Below are 15,448 nucleotides of genomic sequence, written 5' to 3'. Positions count from 1 at the left end.
TATTTGGGAACGCCGGGTCGCATATAGTTTGTATCCATGAGCTCGATACAGCGGATTTCAGGCCATCGCGCCAAGCTGGACCTCAACCTCATCGTGTCTCTGGACGCGCTCCTGCGCGAGCGAAGCGTGAGCCGCGCGGCGATCGAAGTCGGTCTGAGCCAGCCGGCGATGAGTGCGGCGCTCGCGCGGCTTCGGAGGTACTTCGGGGATCCGCTACTGGCTCGGGTCGGCAACTCGTATCAACTCACGCCGCTCGCCCGCAGCCTGGTCGAGCGCACGACGGTGGCGATCTCGGCGGTCGATCGAGTGCTCGACGCCGAGCCGGGCATCGAGATCGAACGGTCCAGCCGCGAGTTCACCCTGATCATGTCCGACTACATGCTCGCCGCCGTCGGAGACACCATCACCCGTGATCTGCTGGCGCAGGCTCCGCATCTGCGCATCAACTTCGTACAGTTGCGACCGGAGATCGTCGATCGTGCATCGGACAGTCTCCGTACCGCCGATGCCCTGGTCGTACCCCGTGGCTTCGTCAGCGACCTGCCCTCGGTCGACCTCTTCTCCGACCGATGGGTCTGTGTGGTGGCCGAGGACAACGAGCACATCGGGGACGCAATTCGGTTGGAGCAGCTCACCGAATACCCGTGGGCTGTGTTTCAGACGCATCCCCACGCCGCGACGACACCGCTGCATCAGGTCAGGGCGCAGGGGGTCGAACCATACGTGCAGGTTGTCGGCGAGAACTACCTGGCTCTGCCGTATTTCGTCGCCCACACCGATCGTGTCGCCCTTCTGCCGGAGCGATTGGCGGCCCGGATGAGCGGCGGAATGGGAATTCGGTCGGTGGACTTTCCCTTGAATCTCGCCCCACTGAACCATGCGCTGTGGTGGCACCCGATGTACAACGCGGATCCCGAACATCGCTGGCTCAGAGCGCAACTCGTCAAGTCACTCGCATAAGTGCCGAAAGAGGTGTGGGAGGGTCGGCTCGGGTACGCACGAGACGACCCTCCCGGACATCTCATTCGACGGCGAGGCACCGCTTGATCGCCAGCTGGGCATCCTCGCGCGCGGGGGCGTCGACGCTGGCCCAGGCGATGTACCCGTCGGGCCTGACCAGAAGGCTCTTGACGTCGTCGAGCCCGGTGGGTGCGAGAACGACGTGGCCGGTGTGTGCGCGCACCGGCGCGCCCTGCAGAGCCAGGTCCGCGTAGGTGCCCGCCCCGGTGGCGTCGATGAGGACGAGAGCATTTTCGCGCAGCATTTCACCCATCCTCATCGGACCGGTCCCGGTGACGAGATCCAGATCGGGACAGCGGTATCCGACCATCGGATGGTGGTGCGACTCAGCAGGGTAGGGGAAGGACAGCCCGTTCAGTTCGAGTCCGATTCGGCGATTGACCTCCGGAATGGGCAACAGGTCGCGTTCGAACATCCGCTTGAACTCCGCCCCCTCGGGTGTGAAGTCGAACTGGACCGAGCACTGTGCCGCGACACTTCTCAGTAGTGCCTCCGCCACCGGACGGCGTTCGGCCTCGTAGGTTTCCAGGAGTGCCGGTCCTGCGTGTTCGTTGATGACCGCGGCGAGTTTCCAACCGAGGTTGAACGCATCCTGGATGCAAAAGTTCATCCCGACGCCGCTGGCGGGATAGTGGATGCGCGCCGATTCGCCGACGAGGAACACTCGGCCCTGCTGGAATTTCGTTGCGATTCTGAGCGAATCGGTGAAACGAGACGCCCACACCAGATCGTCGAACGGCAGGTCCTTCTCCAGAACATCGGTGAGGCATCGGCGGACCTCGTCGGCCGTGACCGGCTCCGCCGCAGGGGCGTGCCTGCGCTCGGCGTGCACAATGTTGAACCGGGTGATGGACTCGTTCTCGCCGAACGGAAACGAGGTGACCCAGCCCTTGGCGTTGTCGATCATCCGCCGCGCTTCCGGCCACGGCCGATCCATCCTCAGATCTGCCACGATTCCGGTGAAAGTCGGCCCGTGTCCCTCGAAACCGAGACCGAGTTGCGACCGCACGATACTCCGCCCGCCGTCGGCGCCGACCAGATAATCGGCAGACAGCCTCACGGGTCCGTCCTCGGCCGCCGCGGTCACGGTCACCGCGGCGGAGTGCTGGACGACGGATTCGACAGTCACGCCGTGCTTGACGACGACTCCGAGACGGAGCGCTTCCTCCAGCAACAGTTCCTCGGTGTGGTTCTGGGGAAGAACCAGCCGAAACCCGAACCTCGATTCGAGGTGGCGCCATTCCACGGGTTGCATCCCCGCCCAGATGTGAACGGGGATCAGTGGGTTGGAGCGAATGGTCGCGGCCCTGTCGATGAACTTCTGCGCCAGGCCCCGCGAATCGAGTAGCTCGAGAACTCTCGGCAGAACGGTCCCGGCTCGCGACTGCACCGGCTGCGTTCGACGTTCGAGGACGACGACTTCGACTCCGGCCCGGGCCAGTTCGGTCGCGACCGTCAGACCCGACGGTCCGCCGCCGACGACTATTACTGGAGCGGTCATTTCGAATCAATCTCCTTGTTGTACGGCATCGTGGGAAGTGAGGGTGTGTGGCAGGGTCGGCACAGGTGTTCGTGTAGGAACGCGGCGACTTCGGCGATCGTGGCGTCCGTGTCGAACGCGGGGTCCTCGTGATTGGCACCCTCGAGAAGGCGCAGTCGCACCGTCTGCCCGCGGCGTCGAAGTTCCTGCGCCATCCGCCGGCTGTGCTGCACCGACGTGACCGAGTCACGTGTTCCGTGGAGCAGGAAGACCGGCACGTGGATGTCGCGCGCTTTCGCAAACGGGCTGATGTCGGCGAGTTCGCGATCGCTCACCGTCGACTCGTCGACGCCCAGCAATCGGGCCCTCAGGTAGAGAGACGACGGGAGTGCGGGGACCCCTGCCGGCCAGACCTGCTCGAGGATCTCGCGCGGTATCGGCGAGCCGGCGTCCGGACGGTCGAGGTCGCCCCGGGAGGTGAGGTCGTAGCATCCGAAGTAGCCGACAGCGGCCTGCACGTGTGGACCGGGCAACTCGTGCGGTGCACGCGGAATCGCCGGAGTGGCGGTGGCCAGAAGCGCGAGATGGGCGCCTGCCGATGCTCCCCAGAGGGCGACACGAGTCGCGTCGACACCGAAGGCGTGCCCGGGACCTTTCAGCCACTCGATCGCGGTCACGATGTCGATGATCTGGGCGGGGAAGGGGGCCGCGGTAGAGGGTCGGTAGTCGATGCTCGCGACGGCAAATCCGTGCCGCGCGAGTCGCTCCGCCCGCGCGGCATGACTCTTGCGAGAACCGATCATCCAACCACCGCCGTGCAGGTAGAGGACGACGGCGGGGGTGGCAACGCCGATCGGCAGAGACAGATCGAGTCGGAGGACCTGCCCGTCGGGACGCCCGAACTCGATGTCGGGACAGGATTGGATCTCGTATCGGGCGGACTGCCCGACCGGGGTTCTCACGTTGACGTCACCTCTTCGCCTGGTCGCGGGTCCACTCACCGATGTGGCCCGTGGCTCAAGGGTGGCGGATCAGGGAGTATTCGGGAATCGGCAGTTATGTATGGTGGCAATCCATCAGACGAATACCTTCAGTTCGCGGTGCTATTCGGTGTCGGTGGAAGACAACAGGGCCCGGCGCGGCATACTCTGTCTCGTCACCGCGCCTCCCGGGCCGAGACTTTGAAAGATGGTAATTGCATGGCAGATTCACGGATCGACTCCCTGGTACCCGCCGAGCTGGACGTCGAGCAGAAAGCGTTGTACGACAGCATCGCGACGGGTCCGCGCGCACAGGGGCCCCAGCTGTTCGCGCTTCAAGATGACGAGGGCAGGCTCAACGGGCCGTTCGGGCTGATGCTGCATGTGCCCGGACTCGGTTCTGCGCTGCAGGAACTGGGGAGTGCGGTGCGGTACCGGACGGCGATGACCGCCCGGATCAGAGAAATCGCGATCCTCACGGTCGCGGCCGCAACGGAAAGCGAATTCGAACGCTATGCCCACGAACGGGTCGGACACGCCGTCGGACTGAGCGACGAAGAGATGACGGCACTTCGGAGCGGCGAGTTCCGTTCCGAAGACGCCACCGAACAGGCTGCGTACGACGTGTGCCGTCACCTACTCGAGGGCGCCAACACCCTCGGAGACGAGGAATTCCGTCGATTCGAAGCCCGCCTGGGTCACCCGGCACTCCTCGAACTCGTGGTCCTGGTCGGCTATTACCGGACCTTGTCTCAGATGATGAATGTCTTCGACGTCGGCGCACCGGAGGGTCTCGGCGACGAGTAGAACACCGCAGCATCTGTTTCAGCGTCGGCGGGAACGGCGCAGCCGGAGCCGGCTGTAGGTGACGACCGCGAGCACGCAACTGATGAGCACCAGCATGGCGATGCTGAGCAGCCACCACGATGCGGCGTGCTGCCAGAGCGTGTCGGGCTCGGTGCCCGTGGCGTTCGTGCGCAGGTCTACCGTCGAGGCGGCGGCCGCGAACCCCCAGCGGGACGGGAAGAGCCACGACAGTTGTTCGAGCACTCTGCGTCCGGTGATCGTGATCAATCCGCCGCACATCACCAGCTGCACCATGATTGTGACCACCAGCATCGGCATCACCTGCTCGTTCGAGCGAGCGACCGACGACAACGCCAATCCCACCAGGACGCAGGAACAGGTGGTGACGGCGATGTCCACGATCAGTTCGACTGAGCCGGAGGGGATCACGCTGCCCCGGCCGGGAAAACCCTTGCCCACGAAAACGATCGTCACCATGATCACCGACTGCACGATCGCGGCGGCGCAGAATACGACGATCTTCGCCGTCAGGTAGGCGGACGGCAGCAGCCCGGCGGCACGTTCGCGGTGATAGATCATGCGCTCTCCGACCAAATCGCGGATGGTCAGCGAGCACCCCATGAAGGCAGCGCCGAGGATCAGCACCACCAGGATCTGGGTGAGTTCGCCGGATTCGTCGAAGCCCGACGGACCGAACCCGGTGTCGCCGGATACGAGCACGGCCAGGCCGCCGAGCACGAACGGCAGAAGGGACAGGAAGATCAGGTAGCCCCGGTCGGCGCGGATCAGCCGGGCCTGGCGACGGGCGACGGTGCTCAACTGCTTGCGCCGCGACGTGTGCGCGGGACTGCCGAGAGGTCCGGGCGGGCTCGGTGGTGGCACCTCTACGGCGGGGCGGGTGGCGCGGTACTCGGCGAACACCCCGTCGGGGTCGGCTGCGACACGGGCGAAGATGTCGGCCCAGTCGGTGCTGCCGAGTGCGGCCCCGACCCGGTCCGGCGGGCCCACGTAGGCGGTCTTGCCGCCCGGTGCGAGGAGCAGGACCTGATCGCACATCTCGAGGTACGACAGCGAATGCGTGACGATGACGACGACGCGGCCCGAATCGGCGAGGCGGCGCAACGTCGCCATGATCTGCCGGTCGAGCGCGGGATCGAGCCCCGAGGTCGGTTCGTCGAGGATGAGCAGGGATGGGCCGGTGAGCAACTCCATCGCGACGGACGCGCGTTTGCGTTGTCCGCCGGACAGCCGATCGACCCGTGTGTCGGCGTGTTCGGTCAGCTGCAGTTCGTCGAGCACCGTCGCTATCACCTCCTCACGGTCGGCCCGGCTGGTGTCCGGCGGCAGCCTCAGCTCGGCGGCGTAGCCGAGCGCCTGCCGGATGGTCAACTGCCGGTGCACGACGTCGTCCTGGGGGACCAGCCCGATGCGGGAACGCAGCACCTGGTATTCGGCGTGGACGCTGCGTCCCTCGAACTCGACCACACCTTCCGTGGGGCGTTCCGAACCGGAGATGATGGTGGCCACTGTGGTCTTTCCCGCGCCGGAGGGGCCGATCACCGCGGTGAGACTCCCCGGCTGGGCAGCGAATGTGACGTCCTCGAGCAGCCGTCGCCCGCCTTCGATGGTGAGCCCGACTCCGTCCACGCGCAGCCCGCCTGCGGTCGGGGTGACCGCCTGCCGTGGAAGGAGTCGGCCTTCCTTCACACTGAGATCGGTGTTGCCGATCGTGACGACGTCGCCGTCGGTCAGCTGCGCGCGCGACACCCGGGCGCCGCCGACGAACGTTCCGTTGACGCTCCCCAGGTCGTCGATCTCGAGACCGGACGGCACGTTGTGGACGATGGCGTGATGGCGTGAGGCCAGCACGTCCCGGACGACGATGTCGTTGTCCGGTGCCCGTCCCACGGTGAGCGATCCCGTCGGGACCGCCGCGTGCGGTGTCGGGGGCGGGGCGCTCGGAACCCCTACCTCGATTGTCGACTCGTCCCATCGGCCGCCCACGTCCTGTCGCGTCGCGTCGGGATCTTCGACCGAAATCCGCACGACCGGCCCCTCGACTGCGTCGCCCAGTCGGACGAGGACGGGGTTCGTGACGGGGACCTTTTCTCGGCGCTCGCCGTCGACGAAGATCCCGTTCTTGCTGTCGGAGTCGACGAGCTGCCATCCCTCGTCCCAGGTGAGCCGCGCATGCTCGCGCGACACCATGGGATCGATGATCGTGATCTCCAATTGCGGATCCCGGCCGATGCGGACGGCTTTGCCCGCGCGGTAGCTTGCCCGGCCGTGGTCGGTCTCGACCACGACCCGCGGGTGCGCTGTGTTCGCCCGGTCGTCCATCGCCTCGGCCTCCGGTCAGCGTCATCGGGCGTAGAGCGTCGACTCCTCCATGGTCGCACGCACACCCCGGGATTCGTCGGCATAACGCTCACTCTCGGTATCGCCGTGGCCCGGAAGTGAGGAACACTGAGCCGGGTGAGTACGTCCCTGGCGAATCCCGGTGTCGGACTGGCTGTGCTGTGCACCGTGATGATCGTGTGCGCGGCGGTGGTCTACCGCTTCACCCACCTCGGTAGCCCACTCGTCGTGCCAGGTGCGGCGATTCGAGGTGCTGCCCAGCTCGCCGCGGTGTCCCTGATCCTGGCCGCGGCTCTCGCGCATCTGTGGTCGTCGATCCTCGTGCTCGTCGTGATGTTCGCGGCGGCGGTGGGAACGTCCGCTCGCCGCGCGAAAGCCGGGCGGTCCGCCGGGTGGCTGGCGCTGTCCCTCGCCGCGGGTGTCGGCATCGTGTTGCCGTTGATGCTGGTCAGCCGGGTGGTGCCGCTCGAAGGTGTCGCTCTCGTTCCCGTCGGCGGGATCGTGCTCGGTGGTGCGATGACGGCCACCTCCCTCGCCGCGCGACGCGCGCTCGATGCGGTCGAACAACGGTGGGGTGAGGTGGAGGCGGGGCTCAGTCTCGGACTCGGCGTCCGGGATGCCCGTATGGAAGTGGTCCGGTCTGCCGCCTCGGACGCGTTGCTCCCGGGCCTCGATCAGACCCGGACCGTCGGGCTGGTCACCCTGCCGGGGGCGTTCGTCGGGGTGCTGCTGGCAAGCGGTTCCGCAGTGCAGGCCGGGGCGGTCCAGATTCTCGTCCTCGTAGGACTCCTGCTCGCGCAGACATGTGCGGTGGCCGTGACGATCGAACTGGTGGCCCGGGAAGCCGTCCACCGGCCGAGACTCCACACCGTGTGAACGTGAAGGATCCGGGTCTGGCCCGAACGCCGGTCAATTCCATCATCGGTCGCGCATACTGGTCGGTGGTCGGTCCCTCCTGACGAGGCGGTGTCCTGTGGTGCATCCCGAGGTATTGGTGGTCGGAGCTGGTCCCGTGGGGCTGACGGCGGCGATCGAACTGCGAAGGCGAGGTGTCGCCTGCCGCATCATCGATCCCCTGCTCGAGCCGCCGCAGTACGCGAAGGCGGTGGGGATCCAACCCCGCACCCTCGAGGTGTTCGAGAGCATGGGCGTGCTGCGGCACATCCTGGACGCGGCGATCCAGATGCGCGGGCAGATCGTGTACGTCAACGGCGACGAGGTCGCCCGTCTGGAGTTGTCGCTACCGGCCGACGTCCCGTTCGAATTCATCGGACTGCCCCAGTACGAGACCGAACGCATCCTCACCGAATACCTGGCCACGTTCGGCACCACGATCGAACGCGGAACGAGGCTGACGGCGTTCGAACAGGACGATGACGGCGTCGTCGCCACGGTCACCGGCGCGGACGGTGACGAAACCGTCCGAACCCAGTACCTTTTCGGGTGCGACGGCGCCCACAGCGTGGTCCGCAAGGGCCTCGGTCTCAGCTTCGAGGGCGGTGCGTTCCTCGAGCAGTACATGCTCGGCGACGTCGAGGTCGACTGGTCGATGCCGCGTGGCTACGGAATCCGGTCGATGCATCAGACGGACGGCGAGACCGACGATCTGCTCGTGTGCATTCCGCTGCCCGGACGCCGCCGCTACCGGATGTCGATGCTGGTGCCCAGCGACCTCGCCGGCACCGGCACCCCGGCGGCCGACAAGATCGCGCACGGTTTCGAAGCGGGACCGAAACCCGAGCTGAGCCACATCCAGGCCGTGCTCGACCGCCTGTCGCCCGAGCCGACGCGGGCGTCGAACCTCCGCTGGTCCTCCATCTTCCGGATCAGCCACCGCATCGTCGACTCGTACGGGCGCGGACGGGTGTTCGTCGCGGGCGACGCCGCACACATCCATCCGCCGACCGGCGCGCAGGGCATGAACACCGGCATCCAGGACGCCCACAACCTGGCGTGGAAGGTCGCGCTGGCCGTGTCCGGTGCCGCGGCCCCCGATCTGCTGGACAGTTACGACGCCGAACGGCGACCCATCGGGGAGGAGGTGGTGGGACGCACCGTGCGCAGCGCCCGGGAGGGGATCGGGGCGGGATCGTCGGATCCCGACTACGTGATCCGACGTGAAGCGCAACTGCTCATCAGCTACGCGGACAGTCCGATCGTCGCCCAGCCGGAGTCGAATGCGGCGCTCGCGCCCGGCAGCCGGGCCCCGGACGCCCGCGGGCTGACCCGTGCCGCGGTCGCGTTTCCCCTCCGGCTGTTCACCCTCCTCGCGGGACGGAACCACACGTTGCTGCTGTACGCCGACGAATCGGTCGACGCGCGCGGGCTGGAACTGCTCGAGGCCGCGGCGACGTCGGTGGAGGCGGCGACCCAGGGACGCGTCGACACGTACCTCGTCGCGTCGCCTGCCGCCGACGTCGGGGAAGCCGTGCTTCCCGTCGTCCGGGACCGCGACGGCGAGTTCGCGCACGCGTACGGCGCGGAGGGTTCCGCCGCGTTCGTCGTCCGTCCGGACGGCTATCTGGGGTTCCGGCAGAGTCCGGTCGCGGTCGACGGTCTCACGGAGTACCTGAAGTCGACTTTCCGCTGAGCTCGGGAGTGGTGGGCAGGCCGCGCCGGATGTCACCCGGCGCGGGCTTGACGAGCGGCGCCCCGACCCGGGTGGCCGAATCGAGCAGCCACGGCACGCTCGTGACCATCACCCCGGACGTGAACAGCAACCGGCCCTTGAGGCGCAGCGCATTCTGGTTGTGCAGCAGGTGTTCCCACCAGCGACCGACCACGTACTCGGGGATGAAGATGGTGACGATCCCGTCCGGGATCCGCTTCCGGACGGATTTCACATAACCCACGATGGGCCGGGTGACTTCACGGTAGGGCGATTCGAGGACTTTCAGCGGCACCGGAATTTCGTACTTCTCCCACTCCCGCTGCAGTTTTGCGGTGCTGTCGCCCAGTACGGTGACGGCTTCCAGGGTCGTCGGATGGGTGGCGCGGGCGTAGGCCAGGGCCCGGGCGGTGGGTTTGTTGAGCACGGACACCAGCACGATGGTGTGCACCTGGGAGGGGAGGGTGAAGCTGTCCTCGTCGACGACGAGGACAGCCGCGATCCGGTCGTAATGGCGGCGCACCCCCCGCATCAGGAAGAACAGGATCGGCATGGCGATGACCACCAGGTAGGCGCCCTGGGTGAACTTCGTGACCGTGACGATGATCAGGACGGTGCCGGTGAGGACGGCGCCGGTGCCGTTGAGGGCCCGTCGGCCGTGGATGCGACGGCGTTCTCGGGAGTCGGATTCGGTTGCCAGCACACGGTTCCAGTGACGGACCATGCCCGCCTGGCTGAGGGTGAAGGACGTGAACACGCCGAGGATGTACAGCTGGATGAGGTGGGTGACGGACGCGTCGAACAGGACGATCAATCCGCCGGCCGTCACGGCGAGGAGCACGATGCCGTTGCTGAACGCCAGCCGGTCGCCGCGCGTGTTGAGCTGGACGGGGAGGTAGCGGTCGCGGCCGAGCACCGAGGCGAGCAGCGGGAAGCCGTTGTAGGCGGTGTTCGCGGCGAGCACGAGGATCAGCACGGTCGCGGCCTGGACGTAGAAGAAGCCGATGTTGGTGGTGCCGCCGAACACGGCCGCCGCGATCTGAGCGATGACGGTGCGCTGCGGATCGGTTTCGCAGTTTCCGGCGAATCCGATCAGATCGCAGGGGTTCACCGCAACGTGCACCTTGGCGATGATGGCCAGCGCGGTGATTCCCGCGAACATCACGATGGCCGTTGCGGCCATCGCCATGAGTGTCTTCGCGGCGTTGGCGCTCTTGGGTTTACGGAACGCCGGCACCCCGTTGGAGATCGCCTCGACACCCGTCAGCGCGGTACATCCGGATGAGAACGCGCGCAGCGCGAAGAACACGAGGGCCAAACCGGTCAGCCCGGACAGTTCCGGTTCGATGGTGTACCCGGCACTTTCGGCGACGGGCGTCGAGCCGGCCGCGATGCGAACGAACCCCGTCACGATCAGGATCATCACACCGGCGATGAACCCGTACGTCGGGAAGGCGAACGTGGTCCCCGATTCGCGGATCCCGCGCAGGTTCATCACGGTCAGCAGCACGACGAACGCCACGGCCAGCGCCACCCGGTGCGTGTTGAGCGCGGGTACGGCGGAGATGAGATTGTCGACGCCGGCGGACACCGATACCGCCACCGTCATGACGTAGTCGATCAGCAATGCCGACGCCACCGTCAGACCCGCGGACGGACCGAGGTTCTTCGTCGCCACCTCGTACGAGCCGCCCCCGCTGGGGTAGGCGTACACCACCTGTCGGTACGACAGGGCGACCACGGCGAGAAGCACCACGACCCCGGCCGCCAGATACGGCGTCAGGTAGAAATACGCGAGACCGCCCAGGGACAGAATCAGCAGGATTTCCTGCGTCGCGTACGCCACGGACGACAACGGGTCGGAGGCGAAGATCGGCAGCGCCAGACGCTTGGTCAGCAACTGCTCCCCGAGGTCGTCGCTGCGCAGCGGGCGTCCCAGAGCCAGCCGCCGGAGCGCTCGAACGAGAGCCACAAGTTCAGCGTAGAACCGTGGCGGGGTGCGGCGCGGGTTTTCGCCCTCAGGCCGCGCCGCCGCCCCGCCGGGGGTCTACACGTACGCAGGCCGGCGTGTGGCGCCGGATGCTCGGGTGCGCTGCCGCCCCAGAACTTCGGCCCGCGCCTCGTCGTCGGTGGCGAGGTCGACGATCGCCGCGGCCAGGGCGTATGCCCCGTCGACGATGGCATTGTCGGCGCCCGGCGAGATCGCGTCGGCCGCGAACGCCGCGGTGTGCGGCGCGGCCGTCGAACCCATCACTCCGATCAACGGGTGGATCGACGGCACGGCCTGGGAGACGTTGCCCATGTCGGTCGATCCGCCGCCCAGTGCGCCGCCGTCCCGTGGTGTCATCACCCGGCCCCGATGCCCGAGGGCGGCGTCGAAACGGTCGGCGAGGAACGGGTGCTGGACGAGGGGCTCGTAGATCGGGTCGACAGGGGTGACGGTATAGCTGCATCCCGTGGCCGTCGCGGCGCCGTCGACGCAGGCGAGCACCTTCTTCTTCAGTTCGGCGGTCTCCGCGAGGTCGAACGATCGCACCTCGGCCTCCACGACCGCGGTCGCCGGAATGATGTTGGAGACGTCGCCACCGGACAGCGTGACGGCGCTGACGCGCACGGTGTCGCGCAGATGCTGCCGCAGCAGTCCCACCGCCACCTGCATCACCGTCGCCGCGTCCCCGGCGTTGATCCCCACGCTCGGTGCGGCCGCCGCGTGCGACGCCCGCCCGGCGAACTCGACCCGGAACCGGTCGCGGGACTGCGACGTGCTCCCCGCCGTGGGCACGACGACGCCGGGACCGGGGTGAACCATCAGCGACACCGTCGCGTCCTCCCAGGCGCCGGCCTCGAGCATGTGGGCCTTGCCCGCACCCTTCTCCTCGGCCGGCGTCCCGAGAAGCTTGACCCGGATGCCGAGCTCGTCCGCCACCCGGGACAACGCGATCGCCGCCCCCGCCCCGGCGGTCGCGATGATGTTGTGGCCGCACGCGTGCCCGATGCCGGGGAGGGCGTCGTACTCGGCGCACACCACGACCGTCAGCTCACCGCTGCCGTACGCAGCCTCGAGGGCGGTGTCCTGCCCCCACACACCCACTTCCACCGCGAAACCGGCATCGCGGAGCAGGTCTGCGACGAGCGCCGCCGAACGATGTTCCTCGAACGCGAGTTCCGGATGGGCGTGCAGGTCGTGGCTCGTGGCGACGAGGCGGTCGCGCCATTCGAGGACGGTGTCCTCCACACGTCGCTTCAACTCCTCGGCTACTGCCTTCGGGCCGCCGGAGGCTTCGATGTCGCCGGCAAATGCGGTGTCGGTCATGAACTTTCCTTTCTGGAGGGAAGGGTCGTCACGCCTCGGCGGGCGCGACGGCAGTGACGGTGGACGCACGGTGGTCGGCGGCGGGTCCACGTGTCACCACCGCGAGGCCGGCGACGGCGAGCGAGAGCAGCCCGCAGATCACCCACACGGCTTGGTACCCCGCCTCACTCGTGATCACGGAACCGCCGTCGAGCGTCGCCGTGAACCCGGACATCACCGCCGTGAAGCTGGCGCCGGCGATGGCACCGGCGACGGTGCGGGCACTGTTGTAGAGGCCCGACGCGATGCCGACCGAGTCCCGCGGCGCTCGCGCCACCACCACGTTGGGAAGCGCGGAGATGATGATGCCGTTGCCGAGACCGGACACCACGAGCCACGCGAGAACGCTGACAGTGTCCGAGTGCAGCACCGTGAGCAGGGCGTACCCCAGTGCGGCGGTGACGGCGCCGACGATGACGGCCGTGACGTCGCCGACCCGCGCGCCGAGCCGCGGTCCGACGAACGTGCCGACGAAAGCCGCGATCGACGCGAACACGAGGACCAGCCCGATCATCGACGACGACAGGCCGAGCCCGAATCCGGCCGCTGCCGGGTCGGTGCCGACGAAGAGCGCGATCGGGGTCTGGCTGCCGAACAACTGGGCCCCGAACAGGGCCGCGAGCAGGATCGGCAGCCCGACCCCGGCACGGCCGGAGAGCATCGCGAAATCGACCAGCGGCGAGGCCACCCGCCGCTCGAGCACCACCCACAGGGCGAGAAGTGCGCCGCCGAGCAGAAGCCCGCCCAGCACCGGCCCCGACGCCCACCCGAACCTGTTGCCCGTGCTGATCGCGAACAACGCGAACGCCAGTCCCGCTCCCAGGAGGATCGCCCCGGCCCAGTCGAGGCGGCCCGCCGTGCGCGCCGTCGTTTCGGGGACGAAGAACACCACGACGACGAGCGCGAGCGCCATGAGTGCCGCCGGAACGAGAAGCAGCACAGTGAGACTCAGGAACGATGCGAGGACCCCGGACAGGACGACGCCGACGCTGGCACCGAGCGTGAGCCCGCCGACCAGCAAACCGATCGCCTTCCCCGACTGCTCCCCGGCGCGCTCACGCACGATCGCGAACTCGAGCGGCAGGAACGCCGCGAGTGCGCCGGTGATCGCCCGGCCCAGGATGAAGATGCCGTACGTCGGGGCGAGCGCCGACACGACGCTGCCGACCGTCACCATCGCCGTCGCGACGACGAGCATCCGCTTGTGCCCGTACTGGTCGCCCATCTTGGCGAGCAACGGCACGAGGACCGCGGTCGCGAGCAGATAACTCGTCTGCACCCAGTTCAGGTCGGCGGGACCGACCGAGTACTTCTCACCGATCGCCGAGAGGACCGGACTGAACCATGCCTGGAGGAATCCGCTGGACAGTTCCATGGCGAAGAGGAACCCGACGACACCGGCCGCGGCGCCGAGACGCCGGTCGGAACCGGCGCCGGTGGGAATAGGGGATCGGAGTGCTCCCATGTGTGACCTCCAAGGTGGCGGGTCGCCTCGAGAGGCGACATGACAATATGAGCGAAACGACCGAATCGATGCGTCCGAGTGTTGGGTGAGTGAGTTTCTGCGGTGTAAATGCGCAGAATTTGACGCTGAGGAGGTGCCGATATGCAGGAGAAGACGCCCACCGAGGACGAACTTCGACTTATCCACGCGCTACAGGTGTGGCCGCGGGTGCCGTGGTCGCAACTCGGGCCGATCCTCGACGCCGACCCGGTGACTCTCGCGCGACGGTGGTCCGGGCTGAGCGAGCGGGGCATGGCCTGGGTGACGGCCCAGCCGCCGATGTCCGAGACCGCGCGCGGCGCGATCGTCGAGGTCGAGTGCGTCGCCGGGTCGATCGACGCGGTGATCACCGAGTTGTCCCAGGACAGCGAGTGCATGTCCATCGACGTCGCCTCGGGCGGTCGCGACCTGATCCTCACCGTCGGCTGCCGCAACCCGACAGCGTTCAACCGGTACGTCGTGTCCCGGGTCGCGGGCATCCCCGACGTCCGCACCGTCCGCACCCACCCGGTGATCACCACGATCTCCGGGGCATCGCAGTGGCGCCTGCGCGCCCTCGACGCCGACGAGTCCAGCGCGATCGACGCTGCCCGACGCCGGGACGCCGCCCGACTCTCGGCGACTTTCGCCCGTCCGCCGGTCGCCGAACGCGACATCATCTCCATCCTGTCCCGCGACGGTCGTGCAACCACCCGGACTGTCGCGGAGGCGCTCGGGACCTCCACACGGCGGGCGCGCGAACGGTTGAGCGCGACACTCGCGTCGGGCGCTTTCGAACTCCGCACGGACATGCCGCGCTGGGCCTCGGGGTATCCCGTCTGCGCGTGGTACTTCCTCCGGGTTCCCGCCGCCCAGATGGCCAGGGTCGGCGCCAACCTGAGCGGGCTGCCCGCGGTGCGGACGGTGTTGTCGGTGGCCGGGCCTGCCAATCTTCTGGTATCCGTGTGGTTGCGTGAACTCTCCGACGTCGAAGGGCTCGAAGCCGTCGTCGAGCAGAAACTGCCGGCGGTCAGCATCCTCGACCGGTGCCTCGTTCTCGGCGTCCGCAAACGCATGGGCCGGGTGTTCGACGAGGACGAGTTGCCCATGCAGATCGTGCCGTGGTCGGGAGCGTAGGCGCTCCGCGCCCGTGCGCCTTTTTGGTAGCTGGAACAACCGGAAAGGCGCACGGGTGCGAAGCGCCTCGCCGCCTTCGGGAATTGATCGCGGGGTTGGCACGTTAGTTGAGTGAATAACGCTCAACTTATTAGCCACCTATCCCTCCCGGGGACGCCTCGCAGGCGCGAAAATGGGGTCGGGTCGCCTGCCGACGCCGACTTTCCCTTGAGCCTGAGCTCGT

The 15,448-nt window shown here is 67.6% G+C and carries 11 protein-coding genes; 5 read left to right on the top strand and 6 right to left on the bottom strand.

All coding sequences use genetic code 11. The features are described 5' to 3' along the window. The first annotated feature begins 36 nt into the window (after positions 1-36). Positions 37-960, top strand: coding sequence for a LysR family transcriptional regulator (locus ACFVJ3_RS30850; RefSeq protein ID WP_378455689.1), 924 nt, complete (start codon positions 37-39; stop codon positions 958-960). A 61-nt stretch (positions 961-1,021) separates the two neighbouring features. On the opposite strand, the gene ACFVJ3_RS30845 is transcribed toward ACFVJ3_RS30850, so the two are convergent. Further along, positions 1,022-2,521 (bottom strand): FAD-dependent oxidoreductase, encoded by a 1,500-nt coding sequence (locus tag ACFVJ3_RS30845; RefSeq protein WP_378455688.1) that lies wholly within the window; start codon positions 2,519-2,521, stop codon positions 1,022-1,024. Further along, complete coding sequence (locus ACFVJ3_RS30840) at positions 2,518-3,462, bottom strand: alpha/beta hydrolase fold domain-containing protein (RefSeq protein ID WP_378455687.1); 945 nt, start codon at positions 3,460-3,462, stop codon at positions 2,518-2,520. The genes ACFVJ3_RS30845 and ACFVJ3_RS30840 overlap by 4 nt, the downstream gene beginning before the upstream one ends. 237 nt (positions 3,463-3,699) lie before the next feature. Between ACFVJ3_RS30840 and ACFVJ3_RS30835 the strand changes: the two genes are divergently transcribed. Next, entirely contained in the window at positions 3,700-4,287 is a 588-nt protein-coding gene (locus ACFVJ3_RS30835; RefSeq protein ID WP_378455686.1) for a carboxymuconolactone decarboxylase family protein, read from the top strand. An 18-nt stretch (positions 4,288-4,305) separates the two neighbouring features. Here ACFVJ3_RS30835 and ACFVJ3_RS30830 read toward each other — a convergent pair whose 3' ends face one another. Beyond that, complete coding sequence (locus tag ACFVJ3_RS30830) at positions 4,306-6,627, bottom strand: FHA domain-containing protein (RefSeq protein ID WP_378455685.1); 2,322 nt, start codon at positions 6,625-6,627, stop codon at positions 4,306-4,308. 135 nt (positions 6,628-6,762) lie between these two features. Between ACFVJ3_RS30830 and ACFVJ3_RS30825 the strand changes: the two genes are divergently transcribed. Together ACFVJ3_RS30825 and ACFVJ3_RS30820 are read left to right on the top strand one after the other, a co-directional pair. Then, a complete protein-coding gene (locus ACFVJ3_RS30825) occupies positions 6,763-7,521 on the top strand; it encodes an ABC transporter permease (protein WP_378455684.1) in 759 nt (252 codons plus the stop codon). A 97-nt stretch (positions 7,522-7,618) separates the two neighbouring features. Beyond that, positions 7,619-9,235 (top strand): FAD-dependent monooxygenase, encoded by a 1,617-nt coding sequence (locus ACFVJ3_RS30820; protein ID WP_378455683.1) that lies wholly within the window; start codon positions 7,619-7,621, stop codon positions 9,233-9,235. Here ACFVJ3_RS30820 and ACFVJ3_RS30815 read toward each other — a convergent pair. From ACFVJ3_RS30815 to ACFVJ3_RS30805, 3 genes are all read right to left on the bottom strand, one after another. Then, positions 9,204-11,225 (bottom strand): APC family permease, encoded by a 2,022-nt coding sequence (locus ACFVJ3_RS30815; protein WP_378455682.1) that lies wholly within the window; start codon positions 11,223-11,225, stop codon positions 9,204-9,206. The two genes, ACFVJ3_RS30820 and ACFVJ3_RS30815, sit on opposite strands and share 32 nt — an antisense overlap. Positions 11,226-11,300: 75 nt before the next feature. Beyond that, positions 11,301-12,566 carry an amidohydrolase gene (locus tag ACFVJ3_RS30810; protein ID WP_378455681.1) on the bottom strand — a complete coding sequence of 422 codons (1,266 nt, stop codon included), beginning with the start codon at positions 12,564-12,566 and terminating at the stop codon, positions 11,301-11,303. A gap of 28 nt (positions 12,567-12,594) precedes the next feature. Further along, the gene (locus ACFVJ3_RS30805) at positions 12,595-14,070 is read right to left on the bottom strand and encodes an MFS transporter (RefSeq protein WP_378455680.1); all 1,476 of its coding nucleotides are present in this window, start codon (positions 14,068-14,070) and stop codon (positions 12,595-12,597) included. A gap of 141 nt (positions 14,071-14,211) precedes the next feature. Between ACFVJ3_RS30805 and ACFVJ3_RS30800 the strand changes: the two genes are divergently transcribed. After that, on the top strand, positions 14,212-15,225 hold the full coding sequence (locus ACFVJ3_RS30800) for an Lrp/AsnC family transcriptional regulator (protein WP_378455679.1): 1,014 nt from the start codon (positions 14,212-14,214) through the stop codon (positions 15,223-15,225). Positions 15,226-15,448: the final 223 nt, after the last annotated feature.

Source organism: Rhodococcus sp. NPDC127593, assembly GCF_042671975.1.
Lineage (GTDB): Bacteria > Actinomycetota > Actinomycetes > Mycobacteriales > Mycobacteriaceae > Rhodococcus_F.
Note: the sequence above shows the minus strand (reverse complement) of the source record. Positions and strands in the feature narration are given on the sequence as shown.

Bases quoted from the DNA above. Each gene is read 5' to 3' on its own strand.
- ACFVJ3_RS30850 (WP_378455689.1), top strand. From the start codon at position 37: ATGAGCTCGATACAGCGGATTTCAGGCCATCGCGCCAAGCTGGACCTC.
- ACFVJ3_RS30845 (WP_378455688.1), bottom strand. From the start codon at position 2,521: ATGACCGCTCCAGTAATAGTCGTCGGCGGCGGACCGTCGGGTCTGACG.
- ACFVJ3_RS30835 (WP_378455686.1), top strand. From the start codon at position 3,700: ATGGCAGATTCACGGATCGACTCCCTGGTACCCGCCGAGCTGGACGTC.
- ACFVJ3_RS30830 (WP_378455685.1), bottom strand. From the start codon at position 6,627: ATGGACGACCGGGCGAACACAGCGCACCCGCGGGTCGTGGTCGAGACC.
- ACFVJ3_RS30810 (WP_378455681.1), bottom strand. From the start codon at position 12,566: ATGACCGACACCGCATTTGCCGGCGACATCGAAGCCTCCGGCGGCCCG.
- ACFVJ3_RS30805 (WP_378455680.1), bottom strand. From the start codon at position 14,070: ATGGGAGCACTCCGATCCCCTATTCCCACCGGCGCCGGTTCCGACCGG.
- ACFVJ3_RS30800 (WP_378455679.1), top strand. From the start codon at position 14,212: ATGCAGGAGAAGACGCCCACCGAGGACGAACTTCGACTTATCCACGCG.